General features: G+C 65.8%; 16 protein-coding genes. 14 read left to right on the top strand and 2 right to left on the bottom strand.

Annotation, left to right across the window (positions count from 1 at the left end):
* Nucleotides 1-37 precede the first annotated feature (37 nt).
* Genes ACCD07_RS09615 through ACCD07_RS09600 form a run of 4 tightly spaced genes read left to right on the top strand, consistent with a single transcriptional unit; the run spans nt 38 to nt 6,043 of the window.
* The gene (locus tag ACCD07_RS09615; protein WP_353403465.1) at nt 38-2,944 is read left to right on the top strand and encodes a TonB-dependent receptor plug domain-containing protein; all 2,907 of its coding nucleotides are present in this window, start codon (nt 38-40) and stop codon (nt 2,942-2,944) included.
* Nucleotides 2,944-3,936: a PstS family phosphate ABC transporter substrate-binding protein gene (locus ACCD07_RS09610; protein WP_413447198.1), complete on the top strand. Its 993-nt coding sequence runs from the start codon at nt 2,944-2,946 to the stop codon at nt 3,934-3,936. Before ACCD07_RS09615 ends, ACCD07_RS09610 begins: the two co-directional genes overlap by 1 nt.
* Complete coding sequence (locus ACCD07_RS09605) at nt 3,933-4,958, top strand: PstS family phosphate ABC transporter substrate-binding protein (protein WP_413447197.1); 1,026 nt, start codon at nt 3,933-3,935, stop codon at nt 4,956-4,958. The genes ACCD07_RS09610 and ACCD07_RS09605 overlap by 4 nt, the downstream gene beginning before the upstream one ends.
* Nucleotides 4,955-6,043: a PstS family phosphate ABC transporter substrate-binding protein gene (locus tag ACCD07_RS09600; RefSeq protein ID WP_413447196.1), complete on the top strand. Its 1,089-nt coding sequence runs from the start codon at nt 4,955-4,957 to the stop codon at nt 6,041-6,043. The genes ACCD07_RS09605 and ACCD07_RS09600 overlap by 4 nt, the downstream gene beginning before the upstream one ends.
* 27 nt (nt 6,044-6,070) lie before the next feature.
* On the opposite strand, the gene ACCD07_RS09595 is transcribed toward ACCD07_RS09600, so the two are convergent.
* Both ACCD07_RS09595 and ACCD07_RS09590 read right to left on the bottom strand, forming a co-directional pair.
* Nucleotides 6,071-6,838: a hypothetical protein gene (locus ACCD07_RS09595; RefSeq protein WP_413447195.1), complete on the bottom strand. Its 768-nt coding sequence runs from the start codon at nt 6,836-6,838 to the stop codon at nt 6,071-6,073.
* A 102-nt stretch (nt 6,839-6,940) separates the two neighbouring features.
* Entirely contained in the window at nt 6,941-7,972 is a 1,032-nt protein-coding gene (locus ACCD07_RS09590) for a YncE family protein (protein ID WP_353403460.1), read from the bottom strand.
* Between the two features lie 187 nt (nt 7,973-8,159).
* On the opposite strand from ACCD07_RS09590, the gene ACCD07_RS09585 reads away from it, so the two are divergent.
* The 10 genes from ACCD07_RS09585 (at nt 8,160) to ACCD07_RS09540 (ending at nt 16,999) form a co-directional block, all read left to right on the top strand.
* On the top strand, nt 8,160-8,825 hold the full coding sequence (locus tag ACCD07_RS09585; RefSeq protein ID WP_353403459.1) for a response regulator transcription factor: 666 nt from the start codon (nt 8,160-8,162) through the stop codon (nt 8,823-8,825).
* Entirely contained in the window at nt 8,822-10,234 is a 1,413-nt protein-coding gene (locus ACCD07_RS09580; protein ID WP_353403458.1) for an ATP-binding protein, read from the top strand. Before ACCD07_RS09585 ends, ACCD07_RS09580 begins: the two co-directional genes overlap by 4 nt.
* A gap of 85 nt (nt 10,235-10,319) precedes the next feature.
* Complete coding sequence (locus ACCD07_RS09575; protein ID WP_413447194.1) at nt 10,320-11,318, top strand: ABC transporter substrate-binding protein; 999 nt, start codon at nt 10,320-10,322, stop codon at nt 11,316-11,318.
* 21 nt (nt 11,319-11,339) lie between these two features.
* Nucleotides 11,340-12,155: an ABC transporter ATP-binding protein gene (locus tag ACCD07_RS09570; protein WP_353403456.1), complete on the top strand. Its 816-nt coding sequence runs from the start codon at nt 11,340-11,342 to the stop codon at nt 12,153-12,155.
* A 10-nt stretch (nt 12,156-12,165) separates the two neighbouring features.
* A complete protein-coding gene (locus ACCD07_RS09565; RefSeq protein WP_413447193.1) occupies nt 12,166-13,044 on the top strand; it encodes an ABC transporter permease in 879 nt (292 codons plus the stop codon).
* Between the two features lie 81 nt (nt 13,045-13,125).
* Nucleotides 13,126-13,653 carry a hypothetical protein gene (locus ACCD07_RS09560; RefSeq protein WP_413447192.1) on the top strand — a complete coding sequence of 176 codons (528 nt, stop codon included), beginning with the start codon at nt 13,126-13,128 and terminating at the stop codon, nt 13,651-13,653.
* Between the two features lie 60 nt (nt 13,654-13,713).
* Nucleotides 13,714-15,180, top strand: a complete 1,467-nt coding sequence (locus tag ACCD07_RS09555; RefSeq protein ID WP_413447191.1) for a substrate-binding domain-containing protein — start codon at nt 13,714-13,716, stop codon at nt 15,178-15,180.
* A 28-nt stretch (nt 15,181-15,208) separates the two neighbouring features.
* Nucleotides 15,209-16,063, top strand: coding sequence for a hypothetical protein (locus tag ACCD07_RS09550; protein WP_413447190.1), 855 nt, complete (start codon nt 15,209-15,211; stop codon nt 16,061-16,063).
* 9 nt (nt 16,064-16,072) lie between these two features.
* Nucleotides 16,073-16,579 carry a hypothetical protein gene (locus ACCD07_RS09545; protein WP_413447189.1) on the top strand — a complete coding sequence of 169 codons (507 nt, stop codon included), beginning with the start codon at nt 16,073-16,075 and terminating at the stop codon, nt 16,577-16,579.
* Between the two features lie 72 nt (nt 16,580-16,651).
* Complete coding sequence (locus tag ACCD07_RS09540; protein WP_413447188.1) at nt 16,652-16,999, top strand: PepSY domain-containing protein; 348 nt, start codon at nt 16,652-16,654, stop codon at nt 16,997-16,999.
* The last annotated feature ends 211 nt before the right edge of the window (nt 17,000-17,210 follow it).

Raw genomic sequence — 17,210 nt, 5'->3', positions numbered from 1 at the left:
AATTGGCACCGGAAGACATAATAATGAGGAGACTAGAATGAAAAATCGTACCAAGATCAAGAAGGCGCTGGCCGCCAGCCTGTTGCTGTCGTCGGGCCTGAGCCAGCTGCAGCAGGCCCGCGCCGAGGACGACGACAAGCAGAAGTCCGAGCACGATGTTCCAAAAATACAACAGGTGGTGGTCACCGGGTCGCACGTGCCGGTCGATCCGGACAAGGTGGCCGTCAGCGTGGTCAGCGTCGATGCCGAGCAGATGTCCAAGGCCGGCGTCAGCACCAACGTGCTCGACATCCTGCGCAAGCAGGTGCCGTCGTTCCAGGGCCGCGGCAACGCCGGCAGCAGCAACGCCAACAACACCAACCAGAACACCGCCGGCGGCTCGCAGGTGCAGCTGCGCAACCTCGACACGCTGATCCTGATCAACGGCCGCCGCGCCGCCATCAGCGGCATCGCCGGCATCGGCGGCAAGGCCTTCGTCGACGTCAACCAGATCCCGCCGTCGGCCATCGAACGCATCGAGGTGCTGCCGGACGGTTCGTCCGCCATCTACGGCTCGGATGCCATCGGCGGCGTGGTCAACATCATCCTCAAGTCCAACTACGAGGGCGCCGAGGTCAGCGGCCGCTACGCGTCGGCCGACGACTATTCCGAAAAATCCGGCGCCTTCACGCTGGGCAAGAACCTCGGCCAGTTCAACCTGACCGTGGCCGGCAGCGACTCGAGCAACACGCCGCTGTTCCAGAACCAGCGCGGCTTCTCGACGCCGATCACCGGCCGCGTGTCGGCGGTGCCGGGCACCTTCGGCGGCGCCACGCCGGGCATCCTGGCGCCGGGGCTGAACACCCCGGCCGGCAAGAATCCGACCGGCGCCGGCGCCATCGCCACCAGTGTCGCCGACCTGTTCGCCAACGGCACCTACCTGCCGACCACCACCGCCGGGATCGCCGCCACCGACGACATCTCGCAATTCCAGACCTTGCTGCTCAAGCAGGAGCAGAAGGCGCTCAGCGCCAACCTGGTCGGCGAGCTGATCCCCAAGTCGCTGTCGCTGTTCAGCGACCTGCTGGTATCCAACAACCAGAGCTTCACCCAATTCCTGCCGGTGACGTCGACGCTGACGGTGCCCAAGGGTGCGCCGTACAATCCGCTCAACGGCACCTTTAGCGGCGTCAATTTTTCCTACTGGCCGCAGCCGCGCCAGTTCAACAACGACGTCGACGCGGTGCGCGCCACCATCGGCCTGAAGGGCAAGCTGGGCGACGGCTGGGGCTGGGAAACGGCCTACGTCCACAGCCAGAACAAGCTGGAGCAGCGCCAGTCCAACCTGATCTACAAGACCAACCTGCCGCTGGCCATCGCCGGCGGCTACGACGCCAACGGCAACCCCGCGACCGGCGGCGCCTACAGCAAGGTGCACAGCGGCTACACCGCCGCCGGCGCGCTGGTGCTGCAGCCGGCGCTTGATCCGTTCGCCCGCAGCGGCGGCATCAACCCAGCCGCGCTGGCCAATGTGTACGGCACCGAGGTCATCAACGGCACCAGCAAGCTGGACTCGTTCGACGCCTCGCTGTACGGCAACCTGGCGACACTGCCGGGCGGCAAACTGGGCTTCGCCGCCGGCGCCAGCACCCGCCGCGAGAAGCTCAGCGCCTATACCGATCCGAACGGCAACAACACCGGTCCCACCGCGCAGCAATGGATAGGCGGCACCTATGCCGACAACTTCGAGCACACCCGCACCGTCAACGCCGCCTTTGCCGAGGTCCGGGTGCCGGTCACCGGCGGCAAGTATGAACTGCCGGGCCTGCACGCGCTGGACCTAGTCGGCGCCTGGCGCTACGAGCGCTACAGCGACGCCGGCAGCGCGTCGGTGCCGAAGATCGGCTTCCGCTGGCAGCCGCTGACCTCAGCCTTCACAGTGCGCGGTTCGTATTCGAAATCGTTCACCGCGCCGACGCTGTACGCCAAGTACGGCCCGACCGCCACCCGCATCGTCGGCGGCAGCGTGATCCAGACCGTGTTCGGTCTGGCCAATCCCGGCCTGAACGGCATGGACGGCAATAATCCCGACCTGACCGCCAGCCGCTCGCAAACCCGTTCGCTCAGCGTGGCCTGGCAGCCGCGCGAGATCGAGGGCTTGACCCTGGGCGCCGAATATCACAACGTGTCGCAGCGCGGCTTCCCGGGCGGCATCGGCTTCACCAACATCCTGCAGAGCGTGGACCAGATGGGCGCGGCCTCGCCGTTCGCCGGCAGCCTGGCCAAGGGCAATTTCCCCGGTCTGCCCGGCGCCACGCCGTTCGCCACGCCAGGCGAGCTGAGCGCTTACTTGAAAGCCAATCCGAACAACGCGCTCAACGTCTACGCCATCGACCACTTCATGAACCTGGGCGGGCTGAAGGTCGAGTCGTACAGCGTCAACGGCGAATATGAAAAGGAAACCGAACACGCCGGCACCTTCACGCTGGGCACCATCGGCACCATCTTCAAGTCCTATCAGTTCCAGGCGCTGCCGTATCAGAAGTACTATGAATACGCCGGCACGGCCACCAATGGCGGCACCGGCGTCCAGGGCACGCTGCCGAAGTACCGCTTCTACACGTCGCTGGACTGGCGCCTGGGCAATTGGACTGCCACGCTGGGCAACAACTACTCGTCGTCCGTCACCGACATCGGCGCCGGCGGCCTGGTGTACGAGACCAGCACCACGCTCAAGCCCATCCGGGTCAAGTCGTACAGCTCCTGGGATGCGCGCGTGGCCTACAAGGGGCACGAGCTGATGGGCAAGTACGGCAAGAGCTGGACCATCGCCGTCGGCGTCAACAACATCGGCAACGTGATGCCGCCGCTGTCGCCGCAGGCGTTCACCGACAACAACGCCGACGCCGCCACCTACTCGCCGATCGGCCGCCTGTTCTACGTCACCGGCAGTGTGCAGTTCTGATGGTGCGGCGCCGACTCCTGTCGGGCCTGGGCGCGCTGCTGCTGTGCGGCGCCGCCTGGGCGCAGATCGACGCCCATCCCGCCCCGAATGCCGGCCTGATCCGCACCTGGGGCCACGGCAGCCGCGACCGCGCCTACGCGGGTGGGCTGGTGGCGGCCTGGCAGCGGGGCTTCCAGCGTAACCATCCCGGCGTTCGGTTCGAGACCACGCTGCGCGGCACCTCTACCGGCATCGGCGGCCTGTACACCGGCGCGGCCGACCTGGCGCTGATGGAACGGGCGCCGATCGCCATCGAACTGGATGCCTATGTGCCGCTGTTCAAGGCCGAGCCGTCGGCGGTGTCCATCGCCACCGGCAGCCTCGACGTGGCGCACCACAATCCGGCGCTGGTGGTGTACGTCCACCAGGACAATCCGCTGACGAGGCTGACCTTGGCAGAACTGGACGGCGTGATCGGTGCCGACCGCCGCCGCGCCGGCCGCCAGCTTCGCACCTGGGGCGATCTGGGCTTGAAGGGAGCATGGGCCCAGCGGCCGATCCACGTCTACATCACGCCCATCGCCGGAGACGATGCCCAGTTCATCGAGCACGCCGTCATGGGCGACAGCCAGAAATGGGCCGGCGACCTGCGCGAGTTCGCCGACGCCGGCGGCATCGACGGCGGCCAGCGCGTGCTCGACGCCCTGGCGGCCGATCCCGGCGCCATCGCCATCTCGACCATGGTGTACCGCAATGCCAGGGCCAGGCCGCTGGCGCTGTCGGCCGGCGACGGCGCGCCCTACGTGGCGGCCAGCAGGGAGACTGTCGCCAACCGCAGCTATCCGCTGGCGCGCGGCGTCACGATGACGTTCAACCGGCCGTTGGCGCCGCACATCAAGGCCTATCTCGACTACATTCTGAGCGACGAAGGCCAGGCTGCGATCGCGCGCGACGGCGGCTACTTCCCGCTGCAGCCGGCCGCCGCGCAGGCCGAAAGGAGCAAACTGCAATGAAACGATTGATCATGACGGCCGCCGCCGCGCTGGCCATGCAGTGCGCGGCGGCCACCGACTACCTGGCCGATTTGGCGCCCTACCAGCCGCGGCAAAGCGTCAGCGGCCGCATCCGCGTCTGGGGCAATCCCTACATTCCGGAACTGATGCAAGCCTGGCAGGACGGCTTCCGCGCCATCCATCCGGGCGTCACCTTCGACACCAATATGAAGGGCACCGAGGCGGCGATGGCCGGGCTGTATGCCGGCATCGCCGACATCGTCTTCATCGGCCGCGAACCCTACCAGCCGGAGCTGGACGCCTTCCGCGACTGGTTCGGCTACGATGCCACAGGCATCAAGATCACGTCGGGCAGCTACGCCACCCAGCACAAGACTTTCGCGCTGATGGTCTATGTGCACAAGGACAATCCGCTGGCCGGGCTCAGCCTCAAGCAGCTGGACGCGCTCTACGGCGCCGAACGCCGGCGCGGCGCCAAGGGAGCGGTGCGCACCTGGGGCGACCTGGGCCTGGCCGGGGCCTGGGCCAAACGTCCCGTTCACGTGTACGGCTACGACTTCGACACCGGCATGGCCGGCTTCTTCCGCAAGACCGTGCTCAAGGACAGCCACCGCTGGAACCCCGAGCTCAAGGACTACCGCAACGGCCGCACCGCGACGGGCGACGTCATCAACGCCGGCACCTACATCCTGCAGCGGCTGGCGCAGGATCCGGACGGCATCGGCTACGCCAACGTGTTGTTTGAAAATCCCGGCGTGCGCAGCATCGCGCTGCGGGACGAGGAACTGGGCGCGGAACCGGTGCCGCCGACGCAGGACAACGCCTGGCGCCGCAGTTATCCGCTGACGCGCTACAGCACCGCCTTCGTCAACCGCGTGCCGGGCCGGCCGGTCGATCCCAAGGTGCGCGAGTTCATGCGCTACATCCTCAGCCGCGACGGCATGGCCGCCGTGGTGCGCGACGCCGCCTTCCTCCCCCTCAACAACGACGCCATCCGCGCCGAACTGCACAACATCGAATGAAACCGATCCCGACTTGGGCCGCGCTGGCGGCCATGCTGGTGGCCGCCCTGCCGGCGGCCGCCGACGACCATCTCGATACTCTGCCCGCCTACACGCCCGGCCCCGCCGTCCACGGCACGATACGCAATTACGGCTTCGGCCTGGGCGGCGTGCTCAAGCTGTGGGAGGAAGGCTTCCGCCGCTACCATCCCGACGTGAGCTTCCAGGACACGCTGCCCACCAGCGACGCGGCCTTCCCCGCGCTGGTGACCGGCGTGACCGACCTGGCGCCCGACGGCGGCGAGCCGGCCATCACCGAGGTGCTGTCGTTCTTCGAAGTCTACGGCTACCACGCGCTGGACATCACTGTGGCCTCGGGCACCTACGACGTCGACGGCAAGTCGCCCGGCATCGTGGTCTACGTCCATCCGGACAATCCGCTGGGCAAGCTGACGATGAAGCAGCTGGACGGCATCTTCGGCGCCGAACGCAACGGCGGCCTGCGCGGCTTCAAGTGGAGCGTGACCGACGCCCGCAGTGCCGAGCAGAACATCCGCACCTGGGGCCAGCTGGGCCTGACCGGTGAGTGGGCCGACAAGACGATCCAGACCTACGGCCACGCGCCATCCGGCACCACGCGTTTTTTCCAGCTCAAGGTGCTGAAGAACAGCGGCAAGTGGAATCCGAACATGCGCGAGTATGTTGAAACCGGCAGCAAGATGATCGGCGACGACGACCCGGGCCAGACCGGCGGCCTGCAGCACATGCTGCGCGACGAACTGTCGAACAACCGCTACGGCATCGCCTGGACCATCGTACCGCAGGCCAAGCAGGTGCCGGGGCTGAAGCCGGTGGCGCTGGCGGCGGCCGACGGCGGCCCGTACATCGTACCGAGTCGCCAAAGTTTCCAGGACCGCAGCTATCCGCTGGTGCGCAGCCTGTACATCTACCTGAACCGCAAGCCCGGCACGCCGGTCGAGCCGAAGCTGAAGGAATTCCTGCGCTACGTGCTCAGCCGCGAGGGCCAGCAGGCGGTCGCCGCCAACGGCAACTACCTGCCTCTGCCAGTCCAAACCGTGCAAGAACAGCTTCGCAAGCTGAACTGAAAAAAAAGCGGCTCAGGCCGCCTTTTTTTAGTTGTGCATCGCATAGCTCCACGTCAAGCCCATCCGCACTTCATTGATGTTGATCCCGTCGGCGCGCGCGTGGCGCAGGCCGACGTCGAAGGCCAGGTCCTCGCTGTGCTTCCAGATCGCGCCCACCAGCACCGAATTGGTATGGCCGCCGTTGTTTTCCCGTTCTGCAAACACCTCCATGATGGGCCGCACCGCCAGCTCCTCCGATCCCTCCAGGATCACGCCGAGGAAGCGCGTGTTGGTCTTCTCGCGGGTGCGCGTCAGGGCGGTGTTCAGGTGGATGGTGACGTCTTCGAACTTCTGCGAGGCGATGGCCGCGCAGGTGCCGCCGGTACCCGACGTGCCATGATATTCCGGCAACAGCACGCCGCACTCCATCGCGATACTGACGCCGCTGCCGCCTTCCTGCATGCTGCCCTTGCGCAGCACATGCTTGATCGACATCGCCGTGTCGCCGATGCTGGTGCGGTAGCTGCCCTCTTCCGGCGTGCCCAAAAGGCGGCTGGTGCGCCCTTCGATGACGAATTCGAAATCGTCGCCGAAGCCGAAGTTGCCCACCACGGCGGGGGCCACCAGGCTGCTTTGCGAGCCGGCGCGCACGTAGCCCAGCGGCCCCAGCTCCAGCTCGAACACACCCGGCTCGGCGACGGCGGCATCGGTGCCCTCGAACGGGCGCATGGCCTGTGCCGGCATGGACCAGGCGGCGCAGAAGGCGCCGCATAGCAGCAGGCAAGATCGGATGGAAAAAGTGCGGTGGGTAGTCATGAAGTCTCCTGTTATCGGTTATGGTTTGCAGCTGGCTCCAGCCAACAGAGTCAGCATACGCATAGCCCTTAAACCGAAACTGAAGACTTTCTGAAACGGAAGTTAAGGCTTGGCGGCGGGAACGTCGAAGCGCAGCACGGTGGCCATCGCATCCTTGTCCTCGCCGGTGGAGACGGCAGCGTAAAGGCGGTTCAGCTGCGGCACGAAGATCGCCGTCTTGGCGCCCTTGGCGGTCGGCACCGGATCCAGCGCCACGTAGTCGTCGGCGCCCTTCTGCTGCACCACGTTGATGAAGTTGTCTCCGGCCAGGTAGATGCGGTGGTTGCGCGCATCGTAGATCGCCTCGTTGGTGCGGCCCGGCGCCGGGAAGCTGGCGACGGTCTTGCCACTGGAAGTGTCCAGCACCTGCATCACGTAGGGCTGGCGGGTAACGATGAACAGGCGGGCGTTGGCTTCGTCGAACGCCATCGCGGCGTTAACCTGCCCGCCGCTGACAGGCCAGGTCTTGACCACGTCCAGCGTGTTCTTGTCCAGCACAGCCACTTCGTTCTTGCCGGTGACGTTGACGTACAAGTACTTGCCCTTTTGCTCGACCGCCATCGCCTCGACCTTGTCGGTATCGAAGGGACGGGACGCCAGCGTCTTGCCGCTGCGCGGATCGACACGGACCAGCTCAGACGTCGGCAGGCCGCCGTTCTTGCCGCCGGTGACGATGTACATCGATTTACCGGCCGGGTCGTAGATCATCGAGTCGGCGCCCTTGACCAGCTTGATCGAACCGATCATCTTGTAGCTGCGCGCATCGAAGATCTTGGTGTAGCCATCGCCGCTGTCGGTCACCACCAGCCGGCTCTTGTCTTCCAGGTACAGGATGCCGTGCGGCTGCTCAACGCCGGCCACCGTCTTCAGGTGCTTGCCGCTGGTCAGGTCGAACACCTCCAGCGTGCCGTGGTCTTCGGCTGCCAGGAACAGGCGCTTGCCGGCAATGTCCACGCCGAAATGGTCGAAGTCGCCCGTATAGCCCGGCAAATCGACTTTGCCCGCTTGCTGCAGTGCGGCAGGCTCGCCCGCGAACGTTGCGCCGCTGCCGAGAATTAGCAGGCAAGCGCATGCTATGGCGGTTCTTGTGATCATATAATGTCTCCTGGGTTATTAGGTTGATGATGGCTACCGGGCAAGAGTAGGCGCGCAAGCTGAAACCAACCTGAATGACATGTGAAGCAAACCTGAAACCGCAAATTCAGGTTTCATTCAGGTTTGGGCGCTAGGATCAAAGTAACGCGCCGGTACGAGCGCGTAATAGGACGTAATGGGAGACGCAATGAAAGTCCTGATAGTCGAAGACCAGCAGCGCCTCGGCCTGTTCCTCAAGCAGGGCATGAGCGAGCATGCCTACACCGTGTCGCTGGCCGGCAGCTGCGCCGAAGCGCGCGACGCGCTGTGCGAAACCAGCTACGACGTCATCGTGCTCGACCTCGGCCTGCCCGACGGCGACGGCCTCGACCTGTTGCGCGAATGGCGCAAGAGCGGCTTCAACGAACCGGTGCTGATCCTCAGCGCGCGCGACACCGTGCAGGACCGCATCGCCGGCCTGGATATCGGTGCCGACGACTACCTGCCCAAGCCGTTCAGCCTTGAAGAGCTGCTGGCGCGCGTGCGCTCGCTGCTGCGGCGCCACTCCACCGCCAAGGAGACCGTGCTGGAACACCGCGGCATCCGCCTCGACCTGCTGGGCCACACGGCCCACGTCAACGGCAAGCCGGTGGACCTGACCAGCCGCGAATTCGCGCTGCTGGAAATCTTCATGCACAACGTCGGGCGCATCCTGCCGCGCACCCTGATTTCCGAAAAAATCTGGGATGCCCATTACGACGTCGACACCAACCTGCTGGACGTCTACATGAGCAAGCTGCGCGGCAAGTTCGACACGGTACCGGACCAGCCGCTGTTCAAGACCGTGCGCGGCGTCGGCTACCAGCTGCTGTGAACACCACGGCCAGCCGCGGCCCGATGCCGCAGTGGCGCTCGATCAGCACGCGGCTGGCGATCTGGTACGCGCTGGCCGCCACCATCACCCTCACCTGCCTGTTCGCCGCCGGCTACCAGATGCTGGAGCGGCACCTGATCCACGGCCTGGACCAGCTCAACGTCGCCCAGTTCGAGCAGATCAAGGCCCACCTGCATCCCGAGCACGAGACGGTGGACCCGGACCGCATCGAGGAACGCATCCGCACCTTGACCGAGGCGTCGGCCGCGCTGTTCTACATCGATGTCCACAGCGCCAACACCGGCACCATTTTCCGTTCGCGCAACCTGGCAGGGCGCCAGATCCCGGACATCAAGGGCCAGCATTCGTTCAATGTGTCGGTCGACGCCATCGGCGAGCTGCGCGTGACCGAGTTCATCATCGGCAATTTCGACGTCAACATCGGCACGCCGCTGACCGGCGTGCGCGTGGTGATGGAAGGCTACGGCGAAGTGTGCCTGGGCCTGCTAGGCACGATGCTCGTGATCAGCCTGGTCATCGGCCTGTGGCTCAGCCGCATGGCGCTGCGGCCGATACGCGGCATCAGCGACACCGCCAACCGTATCCGCTCCGACAACCTGGACGCCCGCATCCCCGTCACCGACGTGCAGGATGAAGTGTCCGACCTGGCGCGCATGCTGAACCAGATGTTCGACCGGCTCGAATCGTCGTTCAAGCAGATCCGCCGCTTCGCCGCCGAGGCCTCGCACGAGCTGAAGACGCCGCTGTCGCTGGTGCGGCTGCACGCCGAAAAAATCCTCGTCAGCGGCGGCCTGACGCCGGCGCAGGAGGATTCGGTGCACGTGCAGCTGGACGAACTGGCGCGGCTGGACCAGATCATCGACGAACTGCTGTTCCTGTCGCGCGCCGAGGCCCGGGCCATCACGCTGGATCTGCAGCCGGCCGACCCGGCCGCCTTTCTCAACAACTTCGGCCAGGACGCGCGCGTGCTGGCCGAGCACCACGGCGTGCGCTACGCCTCCAGCCACGAAGGCGTGGCGCTGGTGTCCTTCGACGCCAAGCGCATCCGCCAGGTGCTGCTCAACCTGTTGTCCAACGCGCTGGCGCTGTCGCCTCGCGGCAGCGCCGTCATGCTGAGCTCGCAGGTGGCCGACGGCGTCTGGCGGCTGGCGATGATCGACGAAGGCCCCGGCCTGCCCGACGACCAGAAGGAACGCATGTTCGAGCGCTTCGAGCGCCTGCACAACGGGCGCTACAACGGCAGCGGCCTGGGACTGGCGATCTGCCGCAGCATCGTCGGGCTGCATCAGGGCCGCATCTACGCCCGGACCGGCAGTTTCGACCGCGGCCTGCAGATGGTGATCGAGCTGCCGGCCGAATCCGGCGGCTCGCTGGGTTTGCCTGAATAAAACATCAGAAGCGATTCAGGTTGCGTTTAGCTTGGTGCGGCATTCTGTTCCCAGCGACACCCATATAACAACCCGGAGACCCTCAATGAACCACAAACGACTGTGCCTGACCGCCCTTGCCTTCGCCTCCGCCCTGTGCGCATCCGGCGCCCATGCCGCCGACAAGATCACGCTGATGGTGGGCGGCTACGAAAAACAAATCTACCTGCCCGCCAAGCTGGCAGAGGGCCTGGGCTACTTCAAGGCCGAAGGCCTGGAGGTGGAGTTGTTGAACGAAGGCGCCGGCGTCGATGCCGAAGGCGAGCTGCTGACCGGCGCCGTGCAGGGCGTGGTCGGCTTCTACGACCATTGCGTCGACATGCAGAGCAAGGGCAAGTTCATTGAATCGGTGGTGCAGCTGGCGCAGGCCCCGGGCGAAGTCGAACTGGTCTCGACCAGGTACCCACAGATCAAGTCGATGGCCGACATCAAGGGCAAGAGCCTGGGCGTGACCGGCCTCGGTTCGTCGACCAATTTCCTGACCCAGTACCTGGCCGTCAAGGCCGGCGTGCAGCTGGGCCAGTTCACCTCGGTGGCCGTCGGCGCCGGCCCGACCTTCATCGCCGCCATGCAGCAGGATAAGATCCAGGCCGGCATGACCACCGAGCCGACCATCACCCGCCTGCTCAAGACCGGCGAGGCGCGCGTACTGGTCGACCTGCGCACCATGGAAAGCACCAAGGCCGCGCTGGGCGGCACCTACCCGGCGGCCTCGCTGTACATGACCACTTCCTATGTCAACAGCCACAAGGAGATCACGCAGAAGCTGGCCAACGCCTTCATCAAGACGCTGCGCTTCATCAACACCCACAGCGCCGTAGAGATCACCGAGAAGATGCCGAAGTCGTTCTACGTCGGCGACAAGGACAGCTACGTCAAGGCACTCGAAGGCGGCAAGGCGATGTTCACCATCGATGGCATGATGCCGCAAGGCGGCCCGGAAACCGTGCTGGCCGTGCTGTCGGGGTATTCGAAAAACCTGAAGGGCAAGAAGATCGACCTGTCCAAGACTTACACGACCGAGTTCGTCAAGAAGGTCAAGTAAGCCAACCACGGAAGGAACGATATGTCCAATTCTAACGACACCCCGGCGGTCGAGCTGATCAACGTCAGCCGCCGCTTCCTGACGCCCGACGGCAAGTCGATGGTCGCCATCCGCGATTTCAACATGACCATCGCGCGCGGCGAGTTCGTCGCCATCGTCGGCCCCACCGGCTGCGGAAAGTCGACCACGCTGAACCTGATCACCGGCCTGGCCAAGCCGTCCAGCGGCGAGGCGCGCCTGTTCGGCCAGCAGGTCAACGGCGTCGATCCACGCATCGGCTTCGCCTTCCAGACCGACGCGCTGTTCCCGTGGCGCAGCGTGATCGACAACGTGGTGGCCGGCCCCCTGTTCCGCGGAAAGGAGAAGGAGGAAGCCTACGCGCTGGCGCGCAAATGGCTGGCGCGGGTCAACCTCAGCGGCCACGAGACCAAGTATCCGCACCAGCTGTCCGGCGGCATGCGCAAGCGCGTGGCGTTGGCGCAGACCTTCATCAACGAGCCGCAGGTGCTGCTGATGGACGAGCCGTTCTCCGCGCTGGACGTGCAGACCCGCGTGATGATGCACGAGGAGTTGCTGCGCCTGTGGTCGGAGGCCAGGGCCTCGGTGCTGTTCGTCACCCACGACCTGGAGGAAGCCATCGCGCTGGCCGACAAAGTCTACGTGCTGACGGCCGGCCCGGCCACCGTCAAGTCGATGTACCGCATCGACCTGCCGCGCCCGCGCGTGGTGTCGGAGATCCGCTACGACAAGCAGTTCATCGACATCTCCCAAACCATCTGGAACGACCTGCGCGACGAAGTCATGCTCGGCGCCGCCCGTTCCGAAGTAGCCGCCTGACGAGGACGACATGATCAATTCAAACATACAAACCGCGCCGCCGGTGTTCCGCGCCGGCACCTCGGACGTGGAAATCGAAGCGGCCGCCGCCAAGTCCGCCCGCAAGCGCCGCCAACTGGTGACGTTCTGGCGCTGGGCCATCCTGGTGGCGTTCCTGGGCGGCTGGGAGCTGCTGTCGCGCATCGGCGTGATGGACCCGTTCTTCTTCTCGTCGCCGCTGGCCATCATGGTACGGCTGTACGAGTGGACCACCGAGGGCGTCGACGGCGTCTCGCTGTGGTACCACCTGTGGGTGACGATGGAAGAGTCGCTGCTGGGCTTCCTGACCGGCTCCATCGGCGGCATCCTGATCGGCGTGGCGCTGGGCCGCAACCGCTTCGCGGCGGACGTGTTCTCGGTCTACATCAAGGTCATCAACTCGATTCCGCGCGTGGTGCTAGCGCCGATCTTCATCATGATCTTCGGCCTGGGCCTGGCGTCGAAGGTGGCGCTGTCGTTCGTGATGGTGTTCTTCGTGGTCTTTTCCAACGCCTTCCAGGGCGTGCGTGAAGCGGACCGCTCGCTGATCGCCAACGCCCAGATCCTCGGCGCCAATTCGTGGCAGATGACGCGCTCGGTGATCGTGCCGTCGGCCATGAGCTGGATCTTCGCCTCGCTGCACGTCAGCTTCGGCTTCGCCATCATCGGCGCCATCGTCGGCGAATTCGTCGGATCGCGCTACGGCATCGGCCTGCTGATCAACATCGCCAAGGGCTCGTTCGACGCGGCCGGCATGTACGCCGCGATCATCATCGTCATGGTGGTGGCGCTGGCGGCGGACTACCTGATGTCGGCGGTGGAGAACCGGCTGGCCAAATGGCGCCCCGCCGCGCTGCATGAGACGGACTGACATGGACTGATTTTTTGCTACAGAAGTGCCTTTGTTTTACAACATCAACGGAGACAGCCCTCGCGGGCTATAAAGGAAATCATGAAAGCCTTGAAAAAAATCGCACTCGCAACCCTGGTCGGCGTCACCATGGCCGCCACCCTGCCGGCCGTGGCCGAGACGACGGCCAAGAACTGGACCGCGCCGAGCTACAAGATCTATGCGCAGACGCTGTCGGACGAGATCATGGCCGCGCATCCCGAGCTGATCAGCGTGACCTTCCATGGCGTGCCGCCGGGCATGTCCAAGGTGTACACGATGTTTGCCGGGTCCTATCCCGACCGTATCGGCAATCCGGACGATCCGGACGATGTGATGATTATCGAAACCGGCATCACCATCCTCGATCCGCGCTGGCACCGAACCAAGGATGCGATCCGCAAGTACGTGCCGATGCTGCCGCTGCGCGACGCGGCCGGCGAGAACATCGGCCTGCTGGTGCTGGCCTATAAAAACCCGGCCGACGCCGGCTACAACGACGAGCACTTCTTCAAGGCCTCGATGAAGCTGCGCGACGAACTGCAGAAGAAGATCCCGAGCTACGCGGCGCTGTTCCAGCAAGCCAAGTAACGCCAGGGCCGCCGGCCACGCGGCCGGCGGCTGCCGATCACGCTTCTTTACGGTTCAGCCATGAATGCTATCCGTCTCACGGCGCGCAGCGCCTGCGCCGCGCTGCTGTTCGCCTGTAGTTTCGCGCCCTGTACTGCCGCACCGCCGGCAGCCGCCATCAACAGCATCGGCGATCCGGCCATGGCCCCGCTGATGGACGCCTGGCTGGCCGGTCTGCGACAACATCATCCCCGCCTGCACAAGGGACCCCGCTGGCGCCACGAGTCCGTCGCAGCCGCCGCCGGCGCGCTGATGTTCGAAACCGCCGACATGGCGCCGATGGCTCGCCTTCCTCTGCCGTCCGAGACCGCGCCCTACGCCCACCAGTTCGCCGGCGACATGATGAAGACGCCGCTGATGATACGCGTGGCCGGCACACCGGAGCACCCCGCCTACATCGCCGTCAACAAGCGCCCCGGTTCACCATTGCCGCTTGCCACCACCGAATTTATCGCCTTTGCCTTGAGCGCCGAAGGCCAGGCCATCGCCGCTCGTCAGGGCAGTTACGCGCCGCTGAACGCCGATGACACGCAAGCGGAACGCGCCAAACTGGACGGCTTCGTCGCCAGCCTCGATCCCGCCCTGCCGGTCTACAAAGCCAAGACCGCCGTGCGCGGCGCCATCCGCAGCGACGGCAGCGACGGCATGAAAAGCCTGATGGAGCGCTGGATGAACGACTTCGAGCGCGTGCAGCCGGGCGTGCGGCGCGGCGAACGCTGGGAACATCCCGGCACGCTGAACGGCTTCCACGCGCTGATGGCCGGCGAAACCGACCTCGCGCCGATGGGCCGCGAACTGTGGCCCGAAGAGCAGGCCGCCTACGCCAGCGTGCTGCCGGGCCGGAAGCCGCTGGAGATCAAGGTGGCACGCGGCGGCTTCAACACGCCGCAGCGCACCACGGCGCAGGCGGTGTTCGTCCATCCATCGAATCCGCTGGCGTCGCTGACGATGGCCCAGCTGCGCGCTGTGCTGGGCGACGGTGGCGGTGCGGCATCTGTCACGCGCTGGGGGCAGCTGGGCCTTACCGGCGCCTGGGCCGACCGTCCGATCCATATCTACATGCCGCCGGCCGTGGCGCCGAATTCGATGTCGATGCAGGAAATGGTGCTGGCCGGCGGCCGCTGGAATCCGGCCGCGCAGCCGGGCAGCATCGCCGACACGGCGCAGGCCTTGCTGCGCGATCCGGACGCCATCGGTTTCGGCGGCCTGGAAGAAGGCGCGCCGGGACTGAAGACACTCGCCATCGCCCCCGCCGACGGTGTGGCGCCCGTCGAACTGAACGCCGCCAACGCCGCCAGCGGCGCCTATCCGCTGACGCGCTACATGTACATCCGCCTGAACCGCCGCCCCGGCCAACCGCTGCCGCCGCAGATCAGGGAATTCCTGCGCTACGTGTTGAGCCGCGATGCCCAGGAGCCGGTGCGCTATTCCGGCTACTTCCCGCTGACCGCCGACGAGGTCAGGCGGGAACTGGCCAAGCTGGATTGAATCACCCACATAAAAGAACGGAGACACCATGAAAGCTGCAATCCTGATCGCATGGGCCGGGGCTTTGTCCGCCGGCGCAGTGCAGGCCGGCCAGACCTACGGCGACACGCTGGTCGCTCAAACGCTGGCCCGCCATCCCGACGTGCTGACGCTGTCGCTGTACGCCACGCCGCCGAAAGCCTCGGCCAGCGTGGTGATCGCCTCCAGCAGGCTGCCCGCCGGCCAGACCACGCCGGACAACGCGGCGGCAGTCCAGGTCACCGGCCAGCCGACGCAGGTCGCCGACGGCGCCGCCGTGGCCACCATCGTGCCGCTGCTGGACGTGGCGGGCGAGCCGATCGGAGCGCTGAGCGCGACGCTGCCGGCCGCCGACGACGCGGCCCGCCCGGCGCTGCTGAAACAAACCGAGGCGCTGCGCGACGAGCTGCGCCGCAAGGTCATCAACGTGGCCAACCTGCTCGATCCCTATCCCTACGTGCAGGACGCGCCCAACAGTCCCTATGCGCAGCGGCTGGTCGACCAGTTGATGGCGGCGCATCCCGAACTGCTGGTGCTTGCGCTGCACGTGCGTAACGCCAACGGCAGCGACTATCCGATCATCGCCTCCAGCATCGGCCGCATCGGCAAGAAGGCCGATCACGACGACATGCAGGTGGTGACAACCGGCGAACCGCTGACCGGCGCCTACGGCCCGAACAAATCGCGCTTCGGCATCGAGCTGGCCATGTACGACGCGGCGGGCAGCCGCATCGGCGCGATGAGCGTCGGCTTCCACCACCACGGCGCGGACGAGGAGCCGGCGCTGGTGCAGCGCGCGCGGCAGATCGAAGCCGAACTGCGGGCGCAGATCCCAAGCCTGGCGCAACTGCTTTCCGCACAGTGAGGTGCCGTCATGAAGACCATCTGCGACCATCAGATCGGCCTGGAGGCCGGACTGGAGGCGACAACACCATCGGCGGCGCGGCCTTCCACCGGCCGCCGTCTCGACAAACTGCAAGCGCTGCTGGCCGAATTGTCCCGGCGCGACCTCGACGTGGCCGCCGCCGCCAGCTTCCTGCGCTGCTCGCCCTCCACCGCCCGCAGCTGCCTGTACGAATTGCGCGCGGCCGAAGTTGCATGCCAGCTTCCGTCCACCCAGGTGGCGCAGCACGATTGCCTGTGCTTCCGCGCGACCTCGGACCCCACGCAGATCGGCTACTTCCTGGAGCTGCTGGAAGCGGCGCGGCTGGGCGATACGGTAACCGTCCGCAAGGCCCCATCGCGGGCGCTGCGCTCCGGCGGCAGCAGCTTCCACATCCTCGGCGACGACGTCAAGTTTGCGTTGCGGCTGTCGCGGGCCAAAGCGCGGCGCGATCCGCTGGTGGCTGCGCTGTTCGGCGGCGCGCCGGCGCCAGCCTGAACTCAGGGGCGGCTAAGTCTGTGCGGCCAGACTGTGAAGCGCGCAATATCGCGCTTCACTCTGGAGAGCAACATGCCCAACTATCGCACCATGTCCGTCATCGTCGCCGGCCTGCTGGCGGCCGGCGGCGTCGCCTTCGCGGCGACTCGACAACTCAACGAAACGGAAAACGACGCCCTGGCCGCGGCCAAGGCGCCGGTGCCCCTGCTGCAGGCGCTGAGCACCGCTGAAAAACAGGTGAACGGACGGGCCACTCGCGGCGAATACGAGCAAGGCAAGGCCGGCGCCCGCTACGAGATCGAAGTGGTCAGCGGCGCCAAAGTGTTCGACATCAAGATTGACGCCGGCAGCGGCAAGGTGTTGTCCTCGGTGGAGGACAAGGCAGACCACGGCGAGCATGAGGAGCACGACGACGAATAACACCGGAGGTGGGCTTCATGCGAAAAAGTCCGTCTAATCGCTCTTATATCCACCGCACCAACGGATGAACGGCCGGCCTGCGCACGTGGCTCGGAGCACGACAATCGCCAGAATGCCATCCAGCATCTGCTGCTGCGCGAAATCGACCACCCAAAAAGGGAGGAAGGATTACGGTATTTGTCACGGAGGTGTTTTTTAATGATTGATTAAG

This window comes from Duganella sp. Dugasp56 (assembly GCF_047304105.1).
GTDB classification, from domain to species: Bacteria; Pseudomonadota; Gammaproteobacteria; order Burkholderiales; family Burkholderiaceae_D; genus Rugamonas; species Rugamonas hordei.
The sequence above is the reverse complement of the archived record's forward strand: the minus strand, read 5'-3'. Positions and strand labels throughout refer to the sequence as shown.

Bases quoted from the DNA above. Each gene is read 5' to 3' on its own strand.
- ACCD07_RS09615 (WP_353403465.1), top strand. From the start codon at position 38: ATGAAAAATCGTACCAAGATCAAGAAGGCGCTGGCCGCCAGCCTGTTG.
- ACCD07_RS09610 (WP_413447198.1), top strand. From the start codon at position 2,944: ATGGTGCGGCGCCGACTCCTGTCGGGCCTGGGCGCGCTGCTGCTGTGC.
- ACCD07_RS09605 (WP_413447197.1), top strand. From the start codon at position 3,933: ATGAAACGATTGATCATGACGGCCGCCGCCGCGCTGGCCATGCAGTGC.
- ACCD07_RS09600 (WP_413447196.1), top strand. From the start codon at position 4,955: ATGAAACCGATCCCGACTTGGGCCGCGCTGGCGGCCATGCTGGTGGCC.
- ACCD07_RS09595 (WP_413447195.1), bottom strand. From the start codon at position 6,838: ATGACTACCCACCGCACTTTTTCCATCCGATCTTGCCTGCTGCTATGC.
- ACCD07_RS09590 (WP_353403460.1), bottom strand. From the start codon at position 7,972: ATGATCACAAGAACCGCCATAGCATGCGCTTGCCTGCTAATTCTCGGC.
- ACCD07_RS09585 (WP_353403459.1), top strand. From the start codon at position 8,160: ATGAAAGTCCTGATAGTCGAAGACCAGCAGCGCCTCGGCCTGTTCCTC.
- ACCD07_RS09575 (WP_413447194.1), top strand. From the start codon at position 10,320: ATGAACCACAAACGACTGTGCCTGACCGCCCTTGCCTTCGCCTCCGCC.
- ACCD07_RS09570 (WP_353403456.1), top strand. From the start codon at position 11,340: ATGTCCAATTCTAACGACACCCCGGCGGTCGAGCTGATCAACGTCAGC.
- ACCD07_RS09565 (WP_413447193.1), top strand. From the start codon at position 12,166: ATGATCAATTCAAACATACAAACCGCGCCGCCGGTGTTCCGCGCCGGC.
- ACCD07_RS09560 (WP_413447192.1), top strand. From the start codon at position 13,126: ATGAAAGCCTTGAAAAAAATCGCACTCGCAACCCTGGTCGGCGTCACC.
- ACCD07_RS09555 (WP_413447191.1), top strand. From the start codon at position 13,714: ATGAATGCTATCCGTCTCACGGCGCGCAGCGCCTGCGCCGCGCTGCTG.
- ACCD07_RS09550 (WP_413447190.1), top strand. From the start codon at position 15,209: ATGAAAGCTGCAATCCTGATCGCATGGGCCGGGGCTTTGTCCGCCGGC.
- ACCD07_RS09545 (WP_413447189.1), top strand. From the start codon at position 16,073: ATGAAGACCATCTGCGACCATCAGATCGGCCTGGAGGCCGGACTGGAG.
- ACCD07_RS09540 (WP_413447188.1), top strand. From the start codon at position 16,652: ATGCCCAACTATCGCACCATGTCCGTCATCGTCGCCGGCCTGCTGGCG.